General features: G+C 69.4%; 23 protein-coding genes and 1 pseudogene. 7 read left to right on the forward strand and 17 right to left on the reverse strand.

Annotated elements, in window-relative coordinates:
* Positions 1-149: 149 nt before the first annotated feature.
* Positions 150-371: a hypothetical protein gene (locus ON29_RS36525; protein WP_040871539.1), complete on the reverse strand. Its 222-nt coding sequence runs from the start codon at positions 369-371 to the stop codon at positions 150-152.
* A 37-nt stretch (positions 372-408) separates the two neighbouring features.
* Between ON29_RS36525 and ON29_RS30190 the strand changes: the two genes are divergently transcribed.
* Entirely contained in the window at positions 409-636 is a 228-nt protein-coding gene (locus ON29_RS30190; RefSeq protein WP_040871540.1) for a helix-turn-helix domain-containing protein, read from the forward strand.
* A gap of 23 nt (positions 637-659) precedes the next feature.
* Here the strand turns inward: ON29_RS30190 and ON29_RS30195 are convergent, their stop codons facing one another.
* The 3 genes from ON29_RS30195 to ON29_RS30205 all read right to left on the reverse strand — a co-directional run bounded on the left by ON29_RS30195 (position 660) and on the right by ON29_RS30205 (position 4,355).
* Entirely contained in the window at positions 660-923 is a 264-nt protein-coding gene (locus tag ON29_RS30195; protein ID WP_040871542.1) for a hypothetical protein, read from the reverse strand.
* A 309-nt stretch (positions 924-1,232) separates the two neighbouring features.
* Positions 1,233-3,539, reverse strand: coding sequence for an ATP-binding protein (locus ON29_RS30200; RefSeq protein ID WP_040871543.1), 2,307 nt, complete (start codon positions 3,537-3,539; stop codon positions 1,233-1,235).
* A gap of 144 nt (positions 3,540-3,683) precedes the next feature.
* Positions 3,684-4,355 (reverse strand): chymotrypsin family serine protease, encoded by a 672-nt coding sequence (locus tag ON29_RS30205; protein ID WP_040871544.1) that lies wholly within the window; start codon positions 4,353-4,355, stop codon positions 3,684-3,686.
* Positions 4,356-4,722: 367 nt separating this feature from the next.
* Here ON29_RS30205 and ON29_RS30210 point away from each other — a divergent pair, with 367 nt between their 5' ends.
* The gene (locus ON29_RS30210; RefSeq protein WP_040871546.1) at positions 4,723-5,367 is read left to right on the forward strand and encodes a dihydrofolate reductase family protein; all 645 of its coding nucleotides are present in this window, start codon (positions 4,723-4,725) and stop codon (positions 5,365-5,367) included.
* Positions 5,368-5,390: 23 nt separating this feature from the next.
* Here ON29_RS30210 and ON29_RS30215 read toward each other — a convergent pair whose 3' ends face one another.
* Positions 5,391-6,026, reverse strand: coding sequence for a hypothetical protein (locus ON29_RS30215; RefSeq protein WP_040871547.1), 636 nt, complete (start codon positions 6,024-6,026; stop codon positions 5,391-5,393).
* Positions 6,027-6,279: 253 nt separating this feature from the next.
* On the opposite strand from ON29_RS30215, the gene ON29_RS30220 reads away from it, so the two are divergent.
* The gene (locus tag ON29_RS30220; protein ID WP_040871548.1) at positions 6,280-7,134 is read left to right on the forward strand and encodes a helix-turn-helix domain-containing protein; all 855 of its coding nucleotides are present in this window, start codon (positions 6,280-6,282) and stop codon (positions 7,132-7,134) included.
* A gap of 41 nt (positions 7,135-7,175) precedes the next feature.
* Here ON29_RS30220 and ON29_RS30225 read toward each other — a convergent pair whose 3' ends face one another.
* The 4 genes from ON29_RS30225 to ON29_RS30240 all read right to left on the reverse strand — a co-directional run bounded on the left by ON29_RS30225 (position 7,176) and on the right by ON29_RS30240 (position 10,792).
* Positions 7,176-7,805 (reverse strand): VOC family protein, encoded by a 630-nt coding sequence (locus ON29_RS30225; protein ID WP_040871550.1) that lies wholly within the window; start codon positions 7,803-7,805, stop codon positions 7,176-7,178.
* A gap of 83 nt (positions 7,806-7,888) precedes the next feature.
* Positions 7,889-9,139, reverse strand: coding sequence for an MFS transporter (locus tag ON29_RS30230; RefSeq protein ID WP_085994968.1), 1,251 nt, complete (start codon positions 9,137-9,139; stop codon positions 7,889-7,891).
* A gap of 417 nt (positions 9,140-9,556) precedes the next feature.
* Positions 9,557-10,006, reverse strand: coding sequence for a hypothetical protein (locus ON29_RS30235; RefSeq protein ID WP_040871551.1), 450 nt, complete (start codon positions 10,004-10,006; stop codon positions 9,557-9,559).
* 123 nt (positions 10,007-10,129) lie between these two features.
* Complete coding sequence (locus ON29_RS30240; RefSeq protein ID WP_040871552.1) at positions 10,130-10,792, reverse strand: hypothetical protein; 663 nt, start codon at positions 10,790-10,792, stop codon at positions 10,130-10,132.
* Positions 10,793-10,918: 126 nt separating this feature from the next.
* On the opposite strand from ON29_RS30240, the gene ON29_RS30245 reads away from it, so the two are divergent.
* Positions 10,919-11,887, forward strand: a complete 969-nt coding sequence (locus ON29_RS30245) for a cation diffusion facilitator family transporter (RefSeq protein ID WP_040871554.1) — start codon at positions 10,919-10,921, stop codon at positions 11,885-11,887.
* A gap of 120 nt (positions 11,888-12,007) precedes the next feature.
* Positions 12,008-12,930, forward strand: a pseudogene (locus tag ON29_RS30250) (RNA polymerase sigma-70 factor).
* 88 nt (positions 12,931-13,018) lie between these two features.
* Here the strand turns inward: ON29_RS30250 and ON29_RS36205 are convergent.
* Positions 13,019-13,180 carry a hypothetical protein gene (locus ON29_RS36205; RefSeq protein ID WP_217999351.1) on the reverse strand — a complete coding sequence of 54 codons (162 nt, stop codon included), beginning with the start codon at positions 13,178-13,180 and terminating at the stop codon, positions 13,019-13,021.
* Between the two features lie 220 nt (positions 13,181-13,400).
* Here ON29_RS36205 and ON29_RS30255 point away from each other — a divergent pair, with 220 nt between their 5' ends.
* Positions 13,401-14,141: an SDR family oxidoreductase gene (locus ON29_RS30255; RefSeq protein WP_040871556.1), complete on the forward strand. Its 741-nt coding sequence runs from the start codon at positions 13,401-13,403 to the stop codon at positions 14,139-14,141.
* 45 nt (positions 14,142-14,186) lie between these two features.
* Here the strand turns inward: ON29_RS30255 and ON29_RS30260 are convergent, their stop codons facing one another.
* Positions 14,187-17,393, reverse strand: a complete 3,207-nt coding sequence (locus ON29_RS30260) for an ATP-binding protein (protein ID WP_051175762.1) — start codon at positions 17,391-17,393, stop codon at positions 14,187-14,189.
* Positions 17,394-17,420: 27 nt separating this feature from the next.
* Between ON29_RS30260 and ON29_RS30265 the strand changes: the two genes are divergently transcribed.
* Positions 17,421-18,161 (forward strand): hypothetical protein, encoded by a 741-nt coding sequence (locus ON29_RS30265; RefSeq protein ID WP_051175763.1) that lies wholly within the window; start codon positions 17,421-17,423, stop codon positions 18,159-18,161.
* A gap of 71 nt (positions 18,162-18,232) precedes the next feature.
* On the opposite strand, the gene ON29_RS30270 is transcribed toward ON29_RS30265, so the two are convergent.
* The 6 genes from ON29_RS30270 to ON29_RS30295 all read right to left on the reverse strand — a co-directional run bounded on the left by ON29_RS30270 (position 18,233) and on the right by ON29_RS30295 (position 25,230).
* A complete protein-coding gene (locus tag ON29_RS30270) occupies positions 18,233-19,948 on the reverse strand; it encodes an ABC transporter ATP-binding protein (RefSeq protein ID WP_040871558.1) in 1,716 nt (571 codons plus the stop codon).
* Positions 19,945-21,846 carry an ABC transporter ATP-binding protein gene (locus tag ON29_RS30275; protein WP_051175764.1) on the reverse strand — a complete coding sequence of 634 codons (1,902 nt, stop codon included), beginning with the start codon at positions 21,844-21,846 and terminating at the stop codon, positions 19,945-19,947. The genes ON29_RS30270 and ON29_RS30275 overlap by 4 nt, the downstream gene beginning before the upstream one ends.
* Positions 21,847-21,866: 20 nt before the next feature.
* A complete protein-coding gene (locus ON29_RS30280) occupies positions 21,867-22,805 on the reverse strand; it encodes an alpha/beta hydrolase (RefSeq protein ID WP_217999352.1) in 939 nt (312 codons plus the stop codon).
* A gap of 119 nt (positions 22,806-22,924) precedes the next feature.
* Positions 22,925-23,602, reverse strand: coding sequence for a response regulator transcription factor (locus ON29_RS30285; protein WP_040871560.1), 678 nt, complete (start codon positions 23,600-23,602; stop codon positions 22,925-22,927).
* Positions 23,599-24,816 carry a sensor histidine kinase gene (locus ON29_RS30290; RefSeq protein WP_040871575.1) on the reverse strand — a complete coding sequence of 406 codons (1,218 nt, stop codon included), beginning with the start codon at positions 24,814-24,816 and terminating at the stop codon, positions 23,599-23,601. Before ON29_RS30290 ends, ON29_RS30285 begins: the two co-directional genes overlap by 4 nt.
* Positions 24,817-25,035: 219 nt before the next feature.
* Positions 25,036-25,230: a hypothetical protein gene (locus tag ON29_RS30295; RefSeq protein WP_040871561.1), complete on the reverse strand. Its 195-nt coding sequence runs from the start codon at positions 25,228-25,230 to the stop codon at positions 25,036-25,038.
* Positions 25,231-25,642: the final 412 nt, after the last annotated feature.

The following is a 25,642-nucleotide window of genomic DNA, read 5'->3' on the forward strand; positions in this document are numbered from 1 at the left end:
ACGCGACGGGACGTGCCGCGCGGACGGGCGCGCCCGCACGTGTGGCGGGCGACGATGGGAGCGTTGCCGACATGATGGACTCTCCCGCGGCGGGAGAGTCAACGCCGTACCCGGTGCGAAGCGCTGTGAGGACCCGACCGGGAGCTTCCTCAGCAGGAACCGGTCACACAGCGCCCACGGCGCAGCCGATCGGCCAGTGGGTGCATGCCGCGAAACCGCGCAGGCACGGGAACGTCGCCATCCGCCGGAAGCCAGATGATCTGCCGTGCTCCGGGCCCCACCACCGCCTCGGTGTGACAGTCCTTGTGCCAGCCGAACGGCATCAGGTGGACTCGTTGGCCGCGCTGCTCCAGACGTTCGGTGATTTCCACCAGCGCACGGGTCCGGCCACACGGGATCCGACTGGGTGTGCGCGGCCGGCGCAATCGGCCCAAATCCGGCTGGGCGGCGCTGACCGACACCGAGCGCAAGGTCGCCGCGCTGGTCACCGAAGGGTGCTCCAATTCGGATATAGCGGCGCAGATGTTCTTGTCGCGCCGCACGATTCAGTCACACGTGTCGAACATCCTGGCCAAACTCGACCTCCGGTCGCGGCGCGAGATCGCCGCCGCCATGCCGCGTTCGGTACTTCCGTGACGTCTCGCCGCGAGGTACCACGGTCACGCCCATCGCCGTGCTCTCGACGATCCGGGTGGCGGAGGAATGAGCTTCGCCCAGAAATCGTGCCGCACCGCGTCCCACAACCTGGTCAGCTCCGGAAGCAGTTCTCGTGCCTGCACGAGATCCGGATAGGCGTCGGGGCCGAAGGAGACGATCGGCGCGGGATCGGACACGCTGTGCACCGCGACGATGGAGATCAGATGATCCTGCAATACCCGCCAGGTGACGCCGAGGCCGTCGGCTTCGGTTCGGACCTCATCCATCTGTGGCCCCCCATCGCACGCGCGGTCGGCGATCACCGTCGATCGACCGGACGCCGACCGGCGCCGCGCGGTCGGCTGATCGTTTGCCACGCTCCCGTCGTTCCCCGCCCGTGATACCGCTCGCCTGGCCGCCGAGGGCGTTCACGCCGCTGTCAATCGCTGTCAAAACCGACCTCCTGCTCGTCACGATCTGACGAGCATCACAGACCCGGCACCGCGCGGTCATGGGTGAAAATACCCACTTCTACACCCATCTCCGCAGTTCGCGGCACCCGAAGCGGCATGAGCCGTGCCCGCCGGAGCCGGGATTCAGCGCGGGCGTGCCGTCCATGCCGCGACCTGCGTACGAGACGAGAAGCCGAGTTTGCCGAGGATATTCTCGACGTGCCGGTCGACGGTGCGAGGTGATACGACGAGCCGCTCGGCGATCTGCCGGTTGCTGAAACCTTGCGCGACCAGCTCGGCCACCTGCCGCTCGCGTGCCGTCAGCACCCCGGCTCGCAGCTGCGCATGTTGCGGGTCGCTCGCGCTCCGGTCGAGCGCGTAGGTGATCGCCTGGTCGTGATCGAGCCCTTCGCCACGCACCCGTTCCGCGCGCATCACCGTCTCCGGCAGCGCGTCCATCACCCTGCGCTCACACGCGGTGTGCTGTTCGGGCATGTAAGGCCCGAACGCGGCGATCGACGTCCCGATTCGCCGCCACATCGTATGGATCGCGCCCAGCAGCCGGGCGGCATGGCGATGCTCACCGCGCGCGGACGCCGTCCAGGCCAGCAGCTCGATCATCAGCGCGGTCCCCACATGGTCGTTGAATTCGCGCTGAATCTCCAGGGCCGCGTGAGCGGAGGCCATCGCCTGGTCGTAGTCGCCGCGAACGAGTTGGTCGTAGCCGAGTGCCCACACCGCGTACGACTTGGTCCACTGCTCGCCGCGCCGGTCGGCCAGCTCGATCGCGCGCCGGGCCGTCGCGCCCGCCCTCGGATCGCGTCCATGGCCGTAGGCGACCGCAAGCTGGAAGAGCGTCAGCCGGACCAGCTCGTCATCCTCGGAGAAGCTCGCGACCACTCGCTCGAAGCCGGTCACGGCAGCGGCGAGGTCGCCGCGGAAGCCCGCGGCGGAAGCGCGCAGGCTACTCGCCCAGCCGAGCGCGCGGCGATCTCCGGCTTCCGTGGCGCGGGCCACGCACTCGTCGAGCGCCGCGTCGGCGGCGTCGAGGTCACCTTGCAGAACCCGCACCCACCCCGCTACCCAGAGCGCGTGGATCCGCTCGGGGTCGGCGTCTACGGCAACCCGCAGCGCGCGGTCCACCCAGCGCCGTCCCGAGCCGAGGAACCCATCGGCGCACCAGTGATAGCGCAGCGCCGTCACCAGAGCCAGCGCCTCGCGCGAACTCGCCGGAGTGCTGGTCGCCCACTCCAGCGCGGCCCGGACGTTCGCGCGGTCGGCGCGCAACACCGCCAGGCCGGTCTCCTGGCCGGGCCCGTTCCACTGCCCGGCGATCCGCTCCGCGAGCGTGCGGTAGTAGTCGCGGTGCCGGTCACGCAGCGCGGTGGTCTCGTCGCGCTCGGTCAGCCGCTGCCATCCGTACTCGCGGATCGTTTCCAGCAGCCGATACCGCGTCTGGTCGTCCGCCGCGACGAGGACGACGACCGATTGCGCGACGAGGTGATCGATCAGGTCGAGCACCTGCTCGCGGGGCAGGTCAGGGCCTGTGCAGACGCCCTCGGCGGCGTGCAGGGTGAAAACTCCGGCGAAGACCGACAGTCGCGTCCACAGCAACTGTTCCGCCGGTGTGCACAGCTCATAGCTCCAGTCGATCAGAGCGCGCAGCGTCCGCTGTCGTGGCAGCGCGGCGCGGGCGCCTCCCGTCAGCAGCGCGAAGCGATCCTCGAGCCGGTCCAGAATCGTCTGCAAGGACAGTGATCGCAGCCGGGAGGCGGCCAGTTCGATCGCGAGCGGAATCCCGTCCAGCCGCTCACAGGCCCGCACCACCGCGTCCGCATTGCGCTCGGTGACCGTGAAGTCGGGACGCACCGCCCTGGCACGCTCCACCAGCAGCGTGGGCGCGTCGAAACCGGCCACCGCCACGGGTGTCACGGACTCGTCCGAAGCAGGCATCGACAGCGGACGGACCGGGTAGACGTGCTCGCCCGGCTCGCCGAGCAGCGCACGGCTGGTGGTGAGGATCCGTAGCCCGGCGCAGGCGCGCAGCAACTGGTGGCACAGCACGCGGCACGCGTCCAGCAGGTGCTCACAGTTGTCCAGCACGATCAGCACCCGCCGGTCGGCGAGGCACTCCACGATCTGCTCCTCCGCGGTCCGGTGCGACAGATCCGGGATCCCGAGGCTGGCCACTACCGCCCGCGCCACCAGTTGCGGATCATCGACGGCGGCCAGGTCCACCAGCCACGACCCATCCGGAAACGAGCGGCCGGACGCGGCGGCGACCTCGGTGGCCAAGCGGGTCTTCCCCACCCCGCCCACTCCGGTCAGCGTGACCAGGCGCGCGGTCGCCAGCAGTGCCCTGACCTCGCGGATCTCCCGCTGCCGGCCCACGAAACTCGTGACCGCCGACGGCAGATTACCGACTCCGCGTGTGGGCCTGCGTTGCCCCATGATATGTGGATTTTAGCCGCCCGGAGTCGGGCGGCGGTGTCGATCACCAGCAGTTTCGAGCTCGACCCCCGCACGCTGGCGGCACCGTCGAGCGGGCCGCCCACCGGCCATGCCCCGTGTCGGGGCGACGAGGACCTGCACGGCTCAGATGGGCCGGAAACCGGCGCCTACGTCATTACGGGAATCGATGTCGGTGAGAATCGCGTTGATGTCGGTTCCCACCTCCGGCCCGAGACACCCCATGCCCAAGTAGGCGTTGACCATCCCGACCAGGGTCGAACCGATCACCACCGGCGCGCCGGAGTCGCCTTTGAGCACGCACATCTGAGTCCAGGTGTCGCTGCTGTCGCCCGTCATGTCGCCCCAGGCGACACCGCAGGTCTGGCCGGTGGTCCGGCCCTTCTTACAGACGACGTCGGGAAACCGCGCGGGTGCGCCGAGTCCGTCGATGAGGAACCCTCCGACCTCCCGAGCGGGCACCACCCGTGCGGCATCGAATTCGATGACCGCGTAGTCCAGCGCGTGATCGGCGTAGACGAATCGACCCAGCACCCCATAACTGGGATAGGTCACGGACGTGACGCGCGCGCCGGGTTCGCCGCAGTGTCCCGCCGTCAGACCGACCAACCGGCCGGCCGCGTCGTGCCCGATGGTGGTGAGCGTGCATTCGGCTTCGTCGTCGATCGCGATGCCCGATCCACCGCCGATCGGCGGCAGTGGCAACTGCGGAACACCGGCCGCCGCGCCGGCGCCCACCGAGACCGGGCCGCACGCCAGCGCCGCCGCGGCGACGACCTTCAGCAGTGAACGAGTCATTGTTCCTCCAACCGAGCCGAGCGGAATCCCCGCGACCCGGCCCGAGCCGCACCCGCAGCCGGCGAACCCGGCATACGCATCGCCTCCCACCACCGAAGTCCAGGACCCACGCAAACTTACGCGCGTTCCCAGTCCGAGCTACCCACGTGAACGAGATGGAAACGGGGCCTGGCGTTCTTCCCTTCCGGCACGCCGGATGGGCTGTGTCGCAGCGCCTTTCCCTGATAGCCGTCAAGGGACGGTCCAGACCGCTGCCAGCGGTTTCTCGACGCCCCTGCAACTCGCAGCACCGAGCGACTGATTGCAATATGAGATCAGTTTGGCTAGGTTCTTTCTAATTGCAGATTGCAACCAGATGGGAGCGCCAATGGCACAGTTGGTCCGCGTTCAGAACTTCACCGTGTCCAGCGATGGCTACGGATCAGGGGAAGGGCAAAGCCTGGATCGCCCGTTCGGACACGCCGATCCGGGGCCGCTCATGTCATGGGCGGGCGCCACCGCGCACTGGCCCAACCGCACCGATCCGGGCGGCAGCTACGGTCTCGACGACTACTTCACCCGCGACTTCCACAACAACATCGGCGCCGAGATCATGGGGCGCAACAAATTCGGCCCGCAGCGCGGACCATGGGAGAACTACGACTGGCAAGGATGGTGGGGGGACGAACCACCGTTCCATACGCCGGTGTTCGTCCTCACCCATTATCCGCGACCGTCGATCACGCTGGGAGACACCACCTTCCATTTCATCGACGCGACTCCGAAGGACGCGCTGGCCCAGGCGTTCGATGCCGCCGAGGGAAAGGACGTACGCATCGGCGGCGGTGTCGCCGTCGTCCGGGAGTTCCTCGACGCCGATCTCATCGACACGATGCATATCGCTGTCGCGCCGGTAGAACTCGGTCGCGGCGAAAGGCTCTGGGCGAGCCCCGACGAACTCGTCGACCGGTTTCACCTGGAGCGGATCCCGAGCCCGAGCGGAGTGGTGCACCACGTCTTCTGGCGACGCTGACCGCTACCAACAGGTGCTGCGACTCAGGCGCTGCGGGGCATCGGCCGAGCTACCGGATTGACGATCAATCCCGCCTCCCACGCACGCTCGATGACCCGCGCGACGTCGATGCGCCGCACCTCGCGGATCTCCGGGCTCGCCAGGAGATCCCCGATATAGGCCACGACATGCTCGGCGAGCAGGGAGCGCACATCACCGAGCCGACCGAGGAGCCGGGCGGGGGCATCCACCGAGCGGACCCTGATGTCCACCTGCTCCTCGCCTACCTCCTCGGTCCGGACGAACACCGCGCACGGGTCCTCCAGCACCAGCTCCACTCGCATGCGCACCCGCACCGCCGCGGCGAACCACCCGATGACCCCGGCGAAGTCCGCCCGCAGCCGAAGCGTGATCGGCACCTCCACGGCGACGTCCCAACCCTCGTCGTCACACACTTCGGCCCGGACCTTCCCGGGCCGACCCGTCGCGGTGACGCAGACCAGCCCGCCGGGACCGGCATGAACCGGCCCCACCTCGATACGCTCACCGACGATCTCCGCGATGACCTCCGCGACACGGTCCGGACGAGCAACCGATTGCAACATCTGTTGCGCGAACCGCGCACGCGCCCACTCCGTCGCAGACCACTCGCGGTCGTCACGACTCTTGATCTCAGGCATGAGCCACCTCCGTTCACCCAGCCCGCGTATACCCCGCAAACGGGAACAATCACCCGCTCGGACGTCGCGCCCTACGCCTGGATGGCGGAGGGGCGGCGGGGCCGCATTCGCCGGGGTCGACGTCGCGATTCGGATGGGCCGAGATCCAGCTGCACCGCAGTGGCCGCATCGTGGGTGTGCTGATGTTCCAGGTGTCGAAGACGGCCGGTCTCGCCGACCGACCGAGTTCGAGCCCTCCGGTTAGCCTGGGTGGGTGGGAGTGGTCGGGTTCGAGCGGGATCGCGGTGCCGGTTGGGATTTCGGGCGTGCGACCGCGGGCGGGCACGCGGGTGGGGCGGCGATGATCGGGTTCCGTGATCGCGGGGGCGGCGAGCTGGACCTGCGGGTCACCGGGATACCGGCGGTCACGGTGGTGTTCGAGTTCGGTGGCAGCGAACTGGTCGTCGAGAGCAATAGCGGCAGGCAGGCGTTCGCCGGGTTCGTTTCAGGGTATCCGCCCGGAACGATGCGTATCCGCGGTGAGCGGGTCGAATGTGTCGAGGTGCGGTTGTCACCGGCGCGGGCCTATTCGTTGCCGGGTATCGCACCGGCGGAGCTGGGCCGCGCGGCGGTCGTCGGCGTGGAAGACCTCTTCGGACGTCGTGCGCAGTGGCTGCGCGAGCAACTCGCGGATGCGGCGACATGGGAACAGCGCTTCGCGCTGACGCGATCGTTTCTGCTGCGATGTGCCGACCCGGCACGCACACCGGACCCGGAAGTGGTCGCCGGCTGGAATCGCATCCTGGCCGGCCGCGGACAGGTCACGGTCGGCGAACTCGCCGCATCGTGCGGATGGAGCCGCAAGCGGCTGTGGGCGAGGTTCGAGTCCCAGATCGGGCTGACGCCCAAGCGTGCCGCCATGCTGGTCCGATTCCGCCACGCCGTGGAAGGGCTGGTGGCCGGCCGCCCCGCCGCCGAGGTCGCCGCGACCTGCGGCTACACCGACCAGTCCCATCTGTCGCGGGACGTGTCGAGCTTCGCGCAGCTCACCCCGGGGGCGCTGGCGGCGCAACCGCTCACCGCCATCTCCGCGCACCGCTACCGGGCGTGGGGAACATTTTTCCGCTGAGCGTTCTCGACGTCCTCCCGGAACGCGCCCACAGCGATCGCTCAGGCCACGGCCTCCCACGCGAACCCGTCGGGGTCGGCGAAGGGCCCGATATCGCTGCCGATGGCGATCCGGTGCGAGCCGGCACCCTCCGGGGAGACGCCGGCATCCTTGGCGGCGGCACGACGCCCGTAGAGCGCCAGCTTGACCGACGACGACGGGGCATCGAACTCGACGTATTTGCTGCCGAAACTCTTCGCCACGGTCAGGCCGCGATCGACGTAGAACTGCTTGGTCGCCTTGACGTTGTCGACCCCGAGCAGAGTCACGAAGTCGTCGACCTCCCGGGTGGCCGGGCCGGTGTCCTTCTTCGACGACGTCGCGATTTTCCAGATCGCCCCGTCCGGAGCCTGGACGACGCCGCCGTACCCCCAGAAGCTCTTCTTGGCCGGCTTCAGCGTCGTCGCTCCCGCGTCGAGCGCGGCGCCGACGAGGCTGTCGACGGTGCTCGGCTGCGACACCACGAGCGAGAGGATGAAGCCGCGGAACCCGTTCGTCGGCGCCTCCGAGGCGCGCACGCGCACCTTGTCGCCGAGTTCGAACGCGGCGGCGTAGAAGCTCGCGCCGGTCGCGGGATCGGGCATCTCGAGAATGACGGAGTCGATAGTGGGCTGCTCGGTGGTGGTATCCATGGCGATAACGCTAATTACTGCTCGGCGACCGGCGCTTCTCGATTCCTGATCGTTGTGGGCAGCCGATTCGGCGAGCACGAGCACTACGCGGGATCGGTGACCAGCTCGGGTTCGCTCGATGCGGGGTGGTCGTGCCGGGGCAGCAGCAGCGGGGTGGCCAACAGCAGCACCCCGGAGACGGCGATGGCGGCACGTGGGCTGGTGACCGCCGCCAGCAGTCCTCCCAGCGCGGTCAGAGCAGCGGTGGTGGCTCTCGTGGTGATCGACCACGCCGACAGGGTGCGGGCGACACGGTCGCTCGGGGTGTGGTCGAGTCGATAGGTGGCTATCAGCGGGTTGCACACGCCTATGCAGACGATCAACCCGAACTCGATCACGATGACCAGCACCAGGCCGGTCGTTCCGGGCCCGACGAACGCCAGTCCGAGCGGCCAGCAGGCGCGCAACGTCCCGCTGACGAGCATCACGCGATGACGACCGAATCGCGCTGCCAGCGGGCGAGCGAATCGGGAACCGATCAGACCCCCGGCACAGGGTACGGCGAAAGCAAGACCGTACTGCCAAGGCGCGAACCCGAGATCGCCGACCAGCAGTACCGCCAACGGTGGCTCGGTCGCCAGGATCAGCCCTGAGAAGAGAACCGCATTGGCCATCGTCATCCGCAATCCCGGGTGGCCGAAGATGTAGCGCCACCCGTCCAGCAGCTCTCCCATCCGGACCCGGGATCGTCGCTGGTGCGCGGGCCGGGGTTCGCCGCCGCCGATCGCACCGATAGCCGCCGCCGACAGCAGGTAGCTCATCGCATCCACCAGCACCGTCACCACCGGGCCCAGCAACCCCATCGCGGCCCCACCCAAGGGCGGTCCCACCATCTGCGCGGTCCAGGTCGTCGACTCGAACCGGGCGTTGGCGACCAACAGGTCCTCCGGCCGGACAAGCGTTTTCAGATAGGCCCCGCTCGCGGCCTTGAACGTGATATCCCCCGCCGCGGCGACGACCGACACGACGAGCAACTGGGCAAAGCTCAACACTCCGAATACGAACGCGACCGGGACACCGGCCAGCATCACGAACCGGGCCAGATCCATCGCGATCATCACGGGACGTTTGCGGCGGAACTCCACCCACGGACCCAACGGCACGGCGATCAGCGCTCCCACCGCCACACCGGACGCCGCCAACGCGGACACCGCCGCCGGTCCGGCGTGCAGCACACCGATCGCGATCAACGGCAGCGCACCGAAACCGAACCCCGAACCATAGGCGCTGACCGCATAGGCTGCCCACAACCACCGGAACCGACGTTCCGGCGACTTGCCACCCGGGTCATCCACCGCCACCACCTCATCCGAATCAGCCACATCGACCGACGGATGAAATCAGCTCGCGCACAACGGAATCAAACAACCGAGTGCTCGGCGGGCACAACGTCTGGTTGTGCATCAGCGGCACCGCCGCGCCAGCGACGGAGAGGATGGAACGAGTCGACACCCGAGCTGAGGTGATCCCCGGCGCGAGCTTGCTGCCGCGGGCGGTGGTGACCCGCATTCGTGCGATCAGCTGCGGACAACCTCGTGGCCGCTCGACGCCGCCGTCGAATTACCACGGAGCCGGCCCGCAAGCCGCTACGGTCCCATTGGGATGCGGGTGTCCACCCCCTGAGGGCGCCCCCACCCCACCCGGGGGGTGGGCGCCCTCCACCCCCGGGGCCCCGCAAGGGGCTCATGTGGGCTCGGCCTGCACCGATCAGGTCAGGCCGGCACTCCCGGACAGTCCCACGCCTCGACCGAGTCGCGGGAATACCAATGCCCGGTCCATTCCCTGCCCGATTCGAGGGCATCGTAGAAATCCTCGTCATCGGGCAACTCCGGGCCGTGGGCGTAGACCACACCGGGACGATCACCGTGGAAGCGGCGGGCACGCTCGACCGCGCGAGCCGAGCGCTCGGCGAGATAGGCGCGCTGGGTGATCAGCCACTCCTCGCTCGTGCGAGCTCCCGGGCCGCCGTAGTCCAGCGGGTAATGCATCTGGTACTCCAGCCGCGCCAACTGCTCGCCCGCGTGCTCGTACAGCCACACGATCCACCCCGGTACCTGTGGCTGCGCAGCCAGCGCACGAACAGCGAATCCTTCGCGCACGGCCGGGCTTTCCGGATCACGCCACGCCGCGGCGACGTCACGGGCGACCGCCGCGAAGTCCATGCTGCTCCGCCCCCGATCTTTCCGATGCCTACCACCCATAGCGGATAACTCTAAATCTCGATACCGGCCACCGACCAGAGTTCGCTCCAAGTTGGCCCGCGACCGGCCGTCCTTGTCCGTCTGTCAGATCCGAGCCGCACGGCCACGTGCGTACGCGATGACGTTCTCCGCGTAGGCCGCCTCGTCTCCGTCCGCGAAGCACGACCGGAATCGGACGAACGCTTTGTCCAATTCCGGTCCGGGACCGCGCTCGGCGAGCAGAACGACGATCGCCTCCAAGGCTTCGATCCGCGGGTCCGGAAGGGCCAGCAGTTCGTCGAGGTACCGGCCCCGTTCCAGCAGGCGCAGCCCACGGCGCGCGCAGGCGTGCACGCGCCGGGGCAGTGCGGCGCGGATGGCGTCGACGTCTGCTTGCAGCACCTGGCCCGGTTGTGCCGGATCGGCCTGGAGGGACCACAACTCGGTCGAGTCGTCCGCCATACCGTGGTCGTCGATCAGCCCGGGGCCGGTCGCCTGCTCGAGCGGCGCGAGTGGGAGACCCCGCTGCGCGTTACGCCAGTTACAGAACTCCCACCAGGCGATGGGTGTAGCACTCGGGTTCAAGCCGAACTTCAACTCCTGCCGGCCGCCGGTCCAGGTACGCAAGGTCCGGGTGCGGCCGACCGAGGCCACTCCGCCCGGCGCGACCCGGATCCACACGGCTTCGGTCCCCTCGAAGCCATAAGGCTGCAGCAGTTTTCGCGCGTCGCGCGTCAGTCGGCGCAGCGCCGCGTCCGGTCCGGCCATGCCAGCAGATTAACGGCAGGCACCGACACGCGGGATCAGTGAGCCTGAGCGCCGCACGCTCCGCGGATCCCGCCACCGCGCCGCGCGCTCCCGATGATCCGCGCGGTTCATGCCACACTGGCGTAGATGGAGCGAGTCAACGCTTTCCACGACGAGAAATCCTCGCCCGCGTCCGGCGGGGAGAGCACACGCACCGTGATCGTCGCCTTCGGCGCCAATATCGCGGTAGCGGTGGCCAAGACGGTCGCCGCGACGCTCTCCGGCTCGGCGTCGATGGTCGCCGAGGCCGCGCATTCGTGGGCGGACACCGGCAATCAGATCTTCCTTCTCGTCGCCAACCGTCGAAGCGCGCGTACTGCCGACGCCGAGCGGCCCCTCGGATATGGGCGGGAGGCGTATGTCTGGTCGTTGCTGGCGGCGGTCGGGCTCTTCGTCGCGGGCGCCGCGGTGTCCGTTTGGCACGGCATCACCGAACTGCTGCACGAAGGACAGGGCGAGCAGGACTACGCGATCGCCTACCTCGTGCTCGGGATCGCCTTCGTCTTGGAGGGAATTTCATGGCTACAGGCGACCCGGCAGCTCGGCGGCGAGGCCGGGAATTTCGATCAAGACATCCTGGAATATGTGCTGAAGACCTCCGATCCGACCTTGCGCGCGGTCTTCGCCGAGGACAGCGCCGCCCTGATCGGCATCGTCATCGCCTTCGCGGGAATGGGCCTGCACCAGCTCACCGGCGCGGCGGTCTGGGACGCGCTCGGATCGGTGCTCGTCGGTGTGCTGCTCGGAGTGATCGCCGTAGTGCTCATCGACCGTAACCGCCGCTTCCTGACCGGCGAACCGGCCTCGCCCGACCTCCGCGCCGCCGTGGCCGCCCGCATCGAGGAGATGCCCGAAGTGGCCGCGGTGCGCTTCGTGCGCCTGGAATACGTCGGCCCGCGCCAAGTCTTCCTGGTCGCCAGCGTCGATCTGGTGGGCGACCCGCCGGAGTCCAGCATCGCCCGCACTCTGCGCGCTCTCGAACGCGAACTCGAGCGCAACCCGCATATCGCCGACGCGGTCCTCACGATCGCCGCCCCGGAGGACGCCGAGACGTAGGCTGCCCGGGACTCGCGACGACGCACCGATGTGACGTGCGCCACCGCCTCCCCCTGTTACGAAACGGCGCGGCCCGGCGTCTAGTGGGTGAGCCAGTCGAGACGGAACAGGAGCCACACCATGGCCGGTACATCGCGGCGCACGCCCGGCGAAGCCGACGACCGCCCCGCCCCCGCTACCGAGGCGTTCGTCGCCCATCGGAATCTGCTGTTCACCGTCGCCTACGAGATGCTCGGCTCCGCCGCCGACGCCGAGGACGTCCTGCAGGAGACCTGGCTGCGATGGGCGGGCGTCGATCTCGGCATCGTCCAGGATCAGCGCGCGTACCTGGTCCGGATCGTCACCCGCCAGGCCCTCGACCGGCTGCGCGCGCTCGGCAGGCGCAAGGAGTCCTACGTCGGGCCGTGGCTGCCCGAGCCGCTGCTCACCGCGCCCGATGTGGCCGAGGACGTCGAACTGGCCGACAGCGTGTCGATGGCGATGCTGCTGGTGATGGAGACCTTGACGCCGATCGAGCGGGCGGTGTTCGTCCTGCGCGAAGTGTTCGATCTGGCCTACGACGAGATCGCCGAGGCGGTGGACAAGAGCCCGGCCGCGGTCCGCCAGCTCGCGTACCGGGCGCGGGCGCACGTCGCCGCACGCCGACCCCGCGCGGAGTCGTGTCGGCGACCGAGACGCGCAACGCGCTCGAGGCGTTCCAGCGAGCGATCGAAACGGGCGATCTGCAGAACCTGCTCGACATCCTCGCACCGGATGTGGTCCTGCTCGGTGACGGCGGCGGCGTCGTACAGGCCGCGCTGTCACCCGTCGTGGGAGCCGACAGGGTGGCCGGTGTACTGGCTGCCGGATTGGGCAGTTTCGCCGCGTCGGTAAGGCAGCCTGCGCAGGTCAACGGCTATCCCGCGCTGATCATCCGGCGGGACGGCGAGATCGACACCGTCTTGGCGCTGCGCATCGACGACGGACTCGTCACCGGGCTCTACGCCGTGCGCAATCCCGAGAAACTCTCCCGTATGCAGCGCGAAACCGCCCTGTGCCGCTGACGTCAGGACCGGGCGCACCGGCCGCCACTGTTTCCTGGGGATGTGCGACCCGGCCGGTCTGCGGAATCGTTGATCGCCACTGCTGTTTTCACGGGCGGGCCACTCCCGCCATGACCAGCTGAAGATAGGCATCGTCGATCTCGCCCGCGCCGAAGAACTCGGTGAGCGCGGCGCGTTCGATCGCTCCGCGTTCGGCGGCGTGCACCAGGCCGAGCGCCGCAGGATCCTGCGGGCCACCGCGCCGAATCAACCGGACTTCCACCGTGCAACGTCGGCCCCCGGCCGCCTCTCCGGTCTCTCGGCCGGAACGAACCGATAACGGTTCCGTCATGTGGGTCGGCAAAGCCGCCCTGCCGCCGGTCGCCGGTGGAATGCTTCGACCGCGGACGGTCGGTCGACTGCTCGTGGCGCACGGCCACCCGCCATGAACCGCCGGAATGGCCGGTGACACAACGGGAAAGGCGGGAACCATGCAGATCACAGTGCTCGGCGGAACCGGGCGGATCGGCTCGCAGGTGGTTCGGAAGCTGACCGCTGCCGGGCACGAGGCCGTCCCCGCGGCGATGTCCACCGGTGTAGACCTGATCACCGGGAAAGGCCTGGACCAGGCACTGGAAGGCGCCGAAGTCGTGATCGACCTGGCGAACTCGCCGACCTTCGACGAGGCCTCCCTCGACTTCTTCCGCACCTCCATGGACAATCTGCTCGCCGCCGGGCAGACCGCAGGTGTCCGCCACCAGGTCGTCCTCTCGATCGTGGGAGTCGACCAGGTGCCCCAGCTGGACTACTACCGGGCCAAGAGTCTGCAGGAGGAGCTGCTCCGGCAGGGGCCCACGCCGTACTCCATCGTTCGCGTCACCCAGTTCTTCGAATTCATGGACGCGGTGCTGTCGTGGACCGCCGACGGCGGCACCGTCCGCCTGCCCGCCACCCCGATCCAGCCGATCGCCGCCGCGGACGTCGTCGACGCGGTCGTCGAGGTCGCCACCGGCGAGCCCTTGCTGGGCATTCGTAACTTCGCGGGGCCGGACGTCTTCACCCTCGACGAACTCGGCAGGCTCACCCTGGCCGCCCAGCACGACGACCGGACCGTCGTCACCGACGACAGTGCGGGCATGTTCGCCGCCGTCACCGGAGATGTGCTCACCGCGGGGCCGGACGCACGCCTGGCATCGACGCACTACCGGGATTGGATCCGAGAAGCGCACTGAATCCGTTACGCCACCGAACGGCGCCTCGCGCAGGAGTCGTGGCGCTCAGGCGAACGGCCAGCGGGTCAGCCGGTCGTCGGCGCGCGACTCGTAGGGCCGTGCACCGAGTGCGCGCGCCCGGTGCCGCGCCGCGACCACCTCGTCGTGCGCGCCGGGCAGACCGAGGATTCCGCGCGCGGTACCGCGATAGAGCCCGGACGGCCCGAGGCACACCAGTCCGGGCCATTGCACGAGCAGCATCTCACCCCACCCCTGGGTCAGCGGCTCGAGTTCGGCGGTGAGCTCGGCCACCCGGTCGCGCCACCGCGGCGCGCCCTGTCCCACCACGAGCAGCGCCTCAAGCAGCAGCGGTACCCGCACCACGACCCGCGGGCCGTGCCACCTCCCCGGCAGGGCGACAACCGACTCGATCGACGACATCGCCCGGTCGTGGTCACCCATCTCCGCCGCGGCCATCGCGACCACCAGCGCGAAGTCCTCGTCGAAGTCCTCGGCCATGCGGTCGGCGGCGGCCAGCACCTCGGCGAGGCGTCCCCGGTGCCACAGTTCGATCGAACTGCTCGTCAGCACCGAGGCATCGGCGAGCAACCGGGCCTGATCGTCGACCGTCCCGAGATCGGCGGCGAAATTCGTCATCAGCGTCCGGGACCGCTGGTAGTCGCCACGCAGCACGGCGAGCATCACCTGCCACCACAGCTGGGTCGCCGCGAGGTCGGTGCCGCCGCCGGAAGCGAGCCGGGCGAATTCGGCCGACAGCCTGCGGACCAGTCGCATATCGCCCGCTTCGAGGGCACAGACACGGCGCAGATGGATCGCCGTCGCCCGCGCCGTGCGGTCGTGGCCCGCGAGTTCTTCCAATTCCTCGGCGATCTTGCGCCGGTCGGCGACGGTCGTCGGGTCCCAGGTACACACGAACTCGGCCAGCAGCACCTGCGGCCACGACCGGCTGCCCGGTGCGCTTCGCGCCCGCGCGTGGGTCAAGACGTCGAGATCGCCCGCGAGACCGTGAATCGCACGGTCGGCGGCCTCGATCGCCTCCACCTCGGCGACCAGATCTGCGTCGAGATCGAGGCGATGGGCCAATGCCTGTGCTCGCAGCCCCGACGAACCGGCCTGCACCACACCGTAGCCGGAGAAGTACCCGGCGACGCCGCGGGGCGCGGCCAGCAGCGCGGTTCGCGCCAGCCCGGCCCAGTCGCCGCGCTCACCGCAAAGCCGCCCGGCCCGGTCGAAACACGCGGCGGCCGCGTCGAAGTGGCCGAGGCGGTTGTGCGCCTGTCCGGCGAGCCGATCCAATTCGATGGACAACTCCACGTCGCCGGAGCCCGCGTGCCGGATCCCGCGCGCGGCGAGTTCGGCGCATTCGGTAGCCGCGTCGCGCCGCAGTGCGTCCCGCGCCGCGGCGGCGCAGGCCTGCGCCGCGGCGGGGTCCAGCGAATCGAGCGCGGCGGCGCTGCGATGCAATGCCCGCGCTGCGAGCGCATCGGGCCGCAGGTCGGCCAGCGCGTCCGCGATCCGTTTGTGCAGCAGGGCGGTTCGTACCTCACCGATCGTGGCCAGCACGGCGGCGCGCACGAGTTCATGCCCGAAGGCGACGGCGCCCTCCTCGACCGACACGACTCGCGCGGCGACGAGCTCACCGATCCGTTCGTCGAATCGCGGCGCGCCGTCGGCGGCTGCGGCCAATCCGACCGGGGCGTGCGGGCCGATGACGGCCAACACCTCGGCGAGCGCCCGCGCCGCAGGCGAAACGGCGCCCAGCTTCGCCGCTGTGATCTCGGTCGCCGCCCCACCGACATCCAACCGGCGACCGGTTCGGACGAGATCGCACAGTTGCGCCGCGACGAACGGGCTGCCGCCGCTGACCTGGACGATCTGGGCACGCACCCGCGGACCGGCCGAACTCACGTCGGCGCGCACCAATTCGTCCACCGCGGCGTCCGACAACGGCGGAAGGTCCACCGCGACATGGGCGCCCGCGGAGTACAGCAACCGCACCGCGGCGTCCACCTCGGCCGGGAGCGGCTCGGGCCGCACGGTGAGCAACAGCAGGACCGGATGGGCGCGCAGTACACGCATGGCCGCCGCGATCATTCGCACCGAGTCGGGATCGGCCCACTGCACGTCGTCGATGATCGCGACCATCCGGCCGGTCTCCCGCATCACCTCCGCGAAGAGCGCGGCGAGCGCCCGCGGTGTCGGGATCTCGGGAACCGCGCGCCCGGCCAGCGCCGCCTGATCCAGCCACGGCGTGAGCGTCGCCAGAGCCGGGGAACCCACTCCGCTGCTGCCCGCAGTGAAGAAGGCCGCGTCGCCGTGGCGTCGCACGGTGTCCTCGATGACGGCCGTCTTGCCGATGCCGGGTGCGCCGCGCACGGTTACGACGGTCAATCCCCGTTGTGACCGGTCGCGGGCACGGTCGAGGACTGCGGCGATGTCGTCGCGTCCGACGAGTGCCGAGCGCCCCGGCGGCGAGAGCGTCGGCGGGTTGCGGATCTCGTGCTCGATCCGGGTGGTGTCGGGCGCGGGATCGAGCCCCAACTCTTCGCGCAGCGAGCGCCGCAACCGGGTGAGCATGTCGAGCGCCTCCGGAATCCGTCCGCAGTCGCGCAGCGCCAGCGCCAGCAGCCGTGCCGTGCCTTCCCGATGCGGATGCCGCTCGCGTTCGTCGGTGAGCAGGGTGACCGCCTGCCGGGCCCGGCCCAGCACGATCAATCCCTCCGCGCACAACTCGACCAGTTCCGATCGCAACTCGTCCAGACGCGTGCGCTCGGGGGCGAGTTCGGCGATGTCGCCGACATCCGGCAGCGCGTCGCCGCGCCACAGGCGCAACGCGCGCTCGAGTAGATCCACGGTGCGTTCGATGTCACCATCGGCGTGTGCCGCCCTTGCGTCCCTGGACAGCACGTCGAGCAGGTCGAGGTCGGTGCCCGAGCCGCCGCACCGCAGCGCGTAGCCGTTGGGGCCCGTCTCGATCCGGACGTCCGGGAGTGGCCGCAGCGCCCGGCGCAACCGTGACACATAACCCTGGAGGGTGACCAGGGCGCTGTCGGGTGGTTTTCCGCGCCAGAGCAATTCGCACAGATAGTGCGCGCTACGGGCGGTGCGTTCGGCCGCGAGGATGACCAGGAGATCGGCGTGTTTGCGCGCCGGGATGGCGATGCGGGCGCCGTCCGGGCCGCGCACCTCCAGCGGACCGAGCACCGCGATGGCGGGTGAGTCGTCGCCGGACCCGCCGCGCACCAGCGTCACACCAGCGCCCTGGTCGACTCTTGGCTCATGACACACACGCAAGCACTCCTGCCAACCCCGGCCACCGGCGACGATGGGACCGTCGGCGGCCCCTCTCGCGAGACTGTAACGCGGATGTGCGGCGCCGCGCTGACCATCTGCGGCGCCCTGTGCATCGCGGGCGGCTCACTGCACCCGATCGTCGCGGGGGAGGGCCATTCGGTCGAAGCGCTCACCAGTCCGGGTACGCCGATCGCGCAGATCCTGCTCGGTATCGGAACCGTCCTGCTGGTGTTCGGCCTGCCCGGCATGTACGCGTGGCTGCGGCCGCGACTGGGCGCGGCCGGGTTCGTCGGCACGGTCGCCTACCTGCTCGGCAATATCGTCACGGCGACCGGACATCTCACCGTCGAACTGTTCGTCGCCTACCCGTTCGCGTCCGATCCGTCGACCGCGCACCTGATCGCGGACAACGACAACATGATCGACACGACCGCGTTCGCGCTGTTCAACTCGATCGGCGGCCTGGTCATGCTGGCCGGAATGGGCCTGCTGGGCGCGAGTCTGCTACGCCACCACGCGATTCCGCGCTGGATCGCGGTGCTCACGCTGCTCGGCATGGCCGGCTTCTTCCTCCCCATCCCCGCCACCCAGGGGTTGTCCGGATTCATCTACGAGGCGCCGCGCGGCATCGCCGTCGCCGCCATCGGCGTCCTGATGCTGCGCAGGCCGGGCGGATTGCGTCGCTGGGCGAAGCGCACGCGTCCGGCCGCACCGCCGACCGCGTGACCGGGCCACCCGGGGTGGAGCCGGAATGTCGTCACCGCCGCTGATCCCGGCTGCGGTGACGACATCCGGGCTCATTCGCTCGCTGCCGTTGCCATGGTCATCGCCCAGAAATCGGCGTACCGGCCACCCCGGCGCACCAACTGGTCGTGGCTGCCCTCTTCGACGATCCGGCCGTTGTCCAGGAAGACGATGTGATCGGCGCGCTGGACGGTCCGCAGCCGGTGCGCGACCAGCACCACCGTCCGGCCCGCCATCAGGCGCTCGATACCGTCGTGCACCGCCGCCTCGTTCACCGGGTCCAGCGCGGAGGTCACCTCGTCCAGCAGCACGACGGGCGCGTTCTTCAGCAACGCTCGTGCGATCGAAACCCGTTGCCGCTCACCGCCGGACAGCAGCGCGCCGCCCTCGCCGACATTCGTCGCCCAGCCGCCGGGCAGCCGCTCGATCACCTCGTCCAGCCGGGCGGCGGCCGCCGCGGCCCGCACCTCGGCGTCGTCGGCATCGGGACGGCCGATGCGCACGTTCTCCTCGATGGTGCCGTCGAAGAGATAGACGTCCTGGAAGACGATGGCGAACCGCCGCATCAACACATCGGTGCCGATCGCGCGCACGTCGACGCCTCCCACACGCACCGTGCCGTCGTCCACGTCGTAGAACCGTGCGAGCAGTTGCAGCAGTGTGCTCTTGCCCGCACCGGATGGACCGACGATCGCGACCCGCTGTCCCTCGGGTACCGACAGCGACACGTCGTCGATCACGGTGCGGCCGCCGTGCCGGAAGACGACGGACTCGAACGCCAGGTCGTGGCCGGTCGGTGAGATCGGCATCCGAGGTTCCGGCAGCGGCTCGGTGCGCAACACCATGTCGAGACCGGCCAGCACGGAACGCGCGCCGCGGAGTTTGCCGCCGATCTCCGACAGCGACAGCAACGGATCCGCGCAGCGGGCGGCCAGCACCAGGATGGTCAGGATCTCCGCCGCACCGATGTGCCCGCCGAGCGCCAGGTAGGCGCCGAGGGCCAGCAGCGCGGTGAACATCGTCTGGACCGTGAGCGTCAGTCCCACGATGCCGGGCAGCGCCGACAGCATGGCCCGGCGGGAGGCGCGTTCGAGTCCCGCCAACGCATCGTCGAGCATCCGGAATCGTTCGGCGGTCCGGCCGCCGGCGCGCAGGACCGGCTGCGCCTGAAGGAATTCGATGACTCTCCCCGTCGCCTCCTTCACGCGTTCGGTCCGTTCGGCATCCGCGGCGGCCATCGAGCGTCCCGTCCAGAGCTGGATCGCCGCCACGACCGGTACGGCCGCCAGCGCGGCCAGCCCCATGCGCCAGTCGTAAGCGAGCATCACGGCGACGATCGTCAGCGGCGTCACACTCGCGGAGATCATCGGTGCGAGCAGATGCGCGATCACGCTCATCGCCCGCAGCACACCCTCGCTCGCGAGTACCGAGACCTCCCCGACGCGGCGTGCGGTGAACCAGCCGAGGGGCAATCGGGCCAGGCGATCGCCGAATCGGCGATAGACACCACGCAGCAGCGTGGTCCCGACGAGGAATCCGGACAGATCGCTGCGATAGCGCAGCGCCGCATAGCCCGCGATCGCCGCGCCGAAGGCGATCAGCCAGGGCCACGCGTCCGCGGGCGTGTCGCCGAACAGCGCCCGCAACAGCGGAACCAGAAGTGCGTAGGACAGGCCTTCCGCTATCGAGGTGGCCGTCATCATGGCCACGGTGCGACGCACGGGCCGGGCGTACTCGCGTCCCAGCACGCGCAGCAGCATTCGAATCATCGGGGTTCGCCTCCTCGCGATGTCTGATCGGCGATGGTCGCGTTCCGCGGCCTGCTCCGTGGCCCGAGCTCGCGCCGTAGCACGCCGCCGAGGGTTTCGATCGCATCGGTGCGCGCGGCTCGGTGCGATCGCCGGAATTCGGCAAACTTGCCGTTCTGTGCCAGCAGGTCGGCGGGCGTGCCGCGTTCGACGATCGTTCCGTTCTCCAGCATCACGACGGTGTCGGCGTCGGCGATGGTCTCGAGACGATGCGCGATGACCAGGATCGTGCGATCGCCCTTCAGTCTCGTCATGGCTCGGCGCACGGCCTGTTCGGTCTGCGGGTCGGCGAAGGCGGTCGCCTCGTCGAGCACGAGAACGGGTGCGTCGGCCAGCAGCGCGCGGGCGATCGAGATCCGCTGCGCCTCACCGCCGGACAATCCGGCATCGGCGCCGAGCACCGTGTCGTAGCCTTGCGGCAGCTCGAGAATCCGGTCGTGGATGTTCGCCAGCCGGGCCACGCGCACCACGTCGTCGAGGCAGGCCCGCGGTACAGCCAGCGCGATGTTGTCCGCGACCGACGCGCGCAGCAGGCGAACGTCCTGGAAGACGAAGGAGACCGTCCGGTAGAGCTCCCGGCTGCCGAGTCGGCGCAGGTCGACACCGCCCAGCAGGACCGAACCGTGGGTCGGGTCGAAGAATCGGGGCAACAGCTGCACCAGGGTGGATTTCCCGCTTCCCGACGGCCCGACGACGGCGGTGACCGTACCCGGCTCCAGGACCAGATCGATCCCGCGCAGCACCTCGTGATCGGCGTCGTAGCCGAACCGGACGTCGCGCAGCTCCACCCGGTGGCCTTGCGGTGCGACCGGGAGCGCGGGCTCCGGTAACGACGGCACCGCGAGCACGTCCCGGATCCGGCCGACCGCGCGCCGCGCGGCCTGTAGATCGTCGAAGCCGTGACCCAGCGCCGCGACCGGAGCGGTCAGGCCGAGTCCCAGCAGCAGGAACGGCAGGAGATCCGCCGGAGCCAGGGATCCGTCCTGGATCAGGACGGTGCCGCCGATCAGCACGATCAGCAGCACGAACGGCGGCGAAAGCACCACCTGCATCGCCGCGCCGATTCCGGCGAGACCGTGCACCATGCGCAGGAAGGAGTCCGCGAAATCGTCTGTGGCCGTGCGGAATCTCCGGTGGGCACGCTCGCCGGAGCCGAACGCCTTGACGACCGAGATGCCCTGCACGAACTCGACGGTCGCATTCGCGATCCGGCCCATCCCCGCGTCGAACTCCTTCTGCGCGTGCAGCCGGGCGGGGGTCATCATCAGGGGGACCAGCGCGACTGCCAGCACCACCGGTATCAGGGTGATCAACGTCAGGCGCCAGTCGACGGTGAACAAGTAGACCAGCGACACCAGCGGCACGACGAAGGCCGCGATCAGCTCGCCAGGGGTGTGGGCGATGAGCGGGTGTACGGCGTCGACGTCCTTGCCCACGATCGTCGCCAGCTCGCCGGTGCGGCGGCGGGAGAACCATCCGATCGGGACCCGGCCCAGTCGCGCGGCCAGTTGCCTGCGCAACGACAGCTGCACCCGGCTGTCGAGAAGATGTCCGAGTCCGGACGACGCGGCCGTGCACAGCAGCCGGACGAACAGTCCGGCCGCACCCGCGAGCACGATCATCCGGACATGGCCTTGATCGATCGGGTTCGGCGACAACAGCGTTCGGCCCAGTTCGACCACCGCGAGCAACGGCGCCAGACCAGCGACGGCGCCGACGATCTGGAGGACGACGACGGCGGCGAAACTCCCGAGGTACGGGCGCAGCAACTCCGTCGCGCTCCGCCGCGCCGAGGGCTCGGCACCCGACGGGGGTGGGGTGGACTGCTTCCTCGCCTCGGCGAGGTCGATGGTGCTCATCGTTCTCCGGCCTTCGTCGATCACTCTGCGGCTGAATGATTTTGCGAGCCGGTCGAGGCATCGGCCAGGGCGCGGCGCAGGACAGCGGCGAGTTCGGCGCTCTGGCGCTGGGACACCTCGGCGGACAGGATCGCCTGCGACCCGTGGAATGTGCCGGGCCACTGGTGCAACTCGACCGGCACGCCCGCCCGCAGCAGGCGCAGCGCGTAGTCGATGTCTTCGTCGCGATTCGGGCAGTACTCGGCGGTGGCGATGTAGGCGGGTGGCAGACCGGATAGATCCGTGGCCCGCGCTGGCGCGGCGTACGGTGTGGCAGGCGTGGAACCCAAGTAGTGCTGCCACATCTGAGCCACCTTCGCCCGAGTCACGAAGGGCGTATCGGTGAAATTACGCGCCGACCACGCCTGCTGCCGGTCATCGAGGACGGGTTGGTTGAGCAGCTGGAACCGGATCGGCGGCCCTTGCTGGTCACGCGCCCGCAAGGCCACCGCGGTCGCGAGTCCCGCGCCGGCGCTGTGGCCTCCGATCGCGATCCGCGCCGGGTCGATGCCGAGTTCGGCCGCGTGCTCGGCGGTCCAGGCCAGCACCGCGTAGACGTCGTCGTGGGCGGCGGGGAACGGATGTTCGGGCGCCAAGCGGAAGCCCACCGAGATCACCGTCGCGCCGGAATTCTCGGCGAGCATCGTGGCCCACGGATGTTCGGTGTCCAGATCGCCCATCACGAATCCGCCGCCGTGCAGCCAGATCAGCGCGCCTCGCGCCCCGCGTGGCCGATAGATTCGTATCGGCACATCGACGTCGCCGGGCACCGTGCGATCTTCGATCCGCAGGTGCGCGGTGGCCGGCACCGGGATCGCGGCGGCCAGCTCGGCGAGGCGTTCGCGGGCGGTGACGGGGTCGCTCAGGTCGGCCGGGGGGAAGAACGAGACAGCTGCTTCGAGTTCGGGATCCAAGATCATGCCGTCGATCGTCGCGCTCGCCGGGCATGCTCGGCTTCCGGCGACGGGAGTCGCTGTCTACGTGAATACGCGTACACGAAGCGTGATCGGCTGCGTCGGTCGTCGTAGCAACCCGATCCCTAAGAGGTGGGATCACTCAGCCCGGTCTGGTAGGCGATCACGACCAGTTGCGCGCGGTCGCGCGCACCCAGTTTCACCATCGCGCGGCTGACATGGGTGCGCGCGGTGGCGGGACTGAGAAACAGCGCGGCGCCGATCTCGTCATTGCTCATGCCCTGTCCCACCAGGGCCAGCACTTCGCGCTCACGGTCGGTCAGCACGGCGAGCCGGTCCTGCCCGGACTTGGCAGCCCTGCGCTGCGCGGTGAACTGGCCGATCAGGCGGCGGGTGATCCTGGGTGCGAGCAACGCGTCACCGGCGGCGATCACGCGGATGGCGTGCAAGAGCTCGGCGGGGCCCGCGTCCTTGAGCAAGAATCCGCTCGCGCCCGCCTGCAAGGCGTCGAAGACGTTCTCGTCGGTGTCGTAGGTGGTGAGGATGAGCACCTTCACCCGCTCCATCCCGGTGGCCTGCGCGATCTGGGCGGTGGCGCGGATCCCGTCCAGCCGGGGCATGCGGATGTCCATCAGGACGACGTCGGGGCGAGTGGCACGGGCGAGTTCGACAGCTTCCGCGCCGGTGGTGGCTTCACCGACCACCGTGATGTCGTCCTCCAGGTCGAGCAGGACCTTGAAACCGGAGCGGACCAGGCGTTCGTCGTCGGCGAGCAGAACCTTGATCGGAGGCGTCGAGTTCACAAGCGCGATCCGACCGGAGTCAGCGGCAACCGGGCCGTGACCTCGAACCCACCGCCCGGACGCGGCGTCGCGTCGAGTTCACCGCCGAGCAACCGGCAGCGTTCCCGCATCCCGAGGATGCCGCGGCCGGTCGGGTTCGAGCCGCCCGCATGCGCCGGGACGCGGGCGTCGCCGCCGCCTTCGTCGATCACCCGTATTCGCAAGGCGTCGATGCCGGGTTCGAGCGCCACCGTCACCCTGGTCGGGCCGACGTGCCGGATCACGTTGGTGATCGATTCCTGCACGATGCGGTACGCGGCGCTGCCCACGGCGCTTGGCAGCGGCGTCACCGGGGTGGTCTGCTCGAACTCGATGTCGAGCCCGGCGTCGCGGGCCTTGCCGACCAGTTCATCGATCTGGCCGAGACCGGGGTAGGGCTCACGTTCGTCGCCGTCACGCAGGACGCCGAGAATGGCTCGCATCTCCCGCAGTGCCCGCGAACTGGTCTGTTCGATGGTGCGCAGTGCTTCGCGGGCCTGTTCCGGCCGCTTGTCGAGCACGTGGGCGGTGACGCCGGACTGGACGTTGATGATGGCGATCGCGTGGGCGACGGTGTCGTGGACTTCGCGCGCGATCCGCAGCCGCTCGGCGTCGACCCGCGCCCTGGCTTCCTCGTCGCGGGACCGTTCGGCCAATTCCGCGCGCTGTTGCGCATCGGCGGCGATGACCCGGCGGGATCGGACCGACTCACCGAGGATCGTGCTGATCACCGAGGCGCCGATCCGGAAGAACACCCAGCCGATGGCCACCAGCGGCTGGATGTCCGCCGCGGCGATCAGCCAGCCGAGGGCGAGCACCGTGATGCCCGTACCGACGACCAGCAGCGATCGCCGCCCGTCACCGTAGGCGGCGAGGGTGTACAGGGCGACGAAGAGGCCCAGGTAGGAAAGCCGGTCGGGGAAGCCGAGACCGAAATAGACGACACTCGACAGCCCCGTGATCACGAACACCGCGACCGGCCGGCTGCGACGCGCGGCGACGGCCAGGCCGCTGACGATCAGCAGGGCGTATCCGAAACCCGACACCGGTGTGTAGGCCGGCTCGAGCGGCACCGGGATCGCGGCGCTCTGCACCTGGATCACGGTGACGAACAGCGCAAGCAGGACATCCGGGAACCAGGCGGGCCGACGCGAAATCCAGGCAGACAGCCGTCGCGACACCGCCCGCAGAACCATGCCGTGAGGGTACGGCATCCCCGAGTTCGCGCGCTCCCGCGTAAGCGCGCGATCGGCTACGACGACCGACGCAGCCGATCGCCGTTTCCCTACGCGCATCCACGTAGACAGCGACTCCGGCGGCGACGATCGTCGGGCCGGTCCGCCCGGGGCGCGATCAGCTCCGCTGTCTCGCCGCTGCCTCGACCACGTACTCGGGCGAGTCCGCGCCTGCGGGATTCACTTCCACAAATCGCCGCAGGGCAGCGTCGGCAACTCGGCGTGGACGTCGTCATCGATGGTGACGATCAGCTCCGGATGGCTCTGCGCCAAGTTGGCGGCCACGCTCCTGGCCTGTTCCGCACACGCTTGGTAGTCCAGGACCAAGGCTCCCGATTCGATGTGGATATGCCGGAGGTGCTGGGGGGTTGTCATATCGACAGCACTGTTCGATCCGTGGGCGGTATCGACACGGCGTACCCCGCTCCACTTCCGGACATCGATCGCTTCGCGGTCGAGCCATGCGGCGGACCGAGCGTCCTATGGCTCATGCTTGCCGAACTCCTCATAACTTAGGACGGAATATACTGCTCATCCCGCAGGGCCCCGCCGCGTTACTGGCGCGGGACTCTTCATCCCGGAAATGTACTACAAAGAATGACCAGTAACTTACAAGCTATCGCCTGTGCGCTCAAGAGGCGTTCGAGAGCGCATCGGCGCCTGCCTGCGTGCGGTTCCTCGCCGACCGGCCGAGGACCGGCCCGGAAGACTCGTCCGGGAACGGCCTCGCGCTAGTCCGAGGGTCAGCGGTGTGGTTGGGTCATGTCCCGGTTCATCGTGGGCAACT

Source organism: Nocardia exalbida NBRC 100660 (assembly GCF_000308575.1).
Lineage (GTDB): Bacteria > Actinomycetota > Actinomycetes > Mycobacteriales > Mycobacteriaceae > Nocardia > Nocardia exalbida.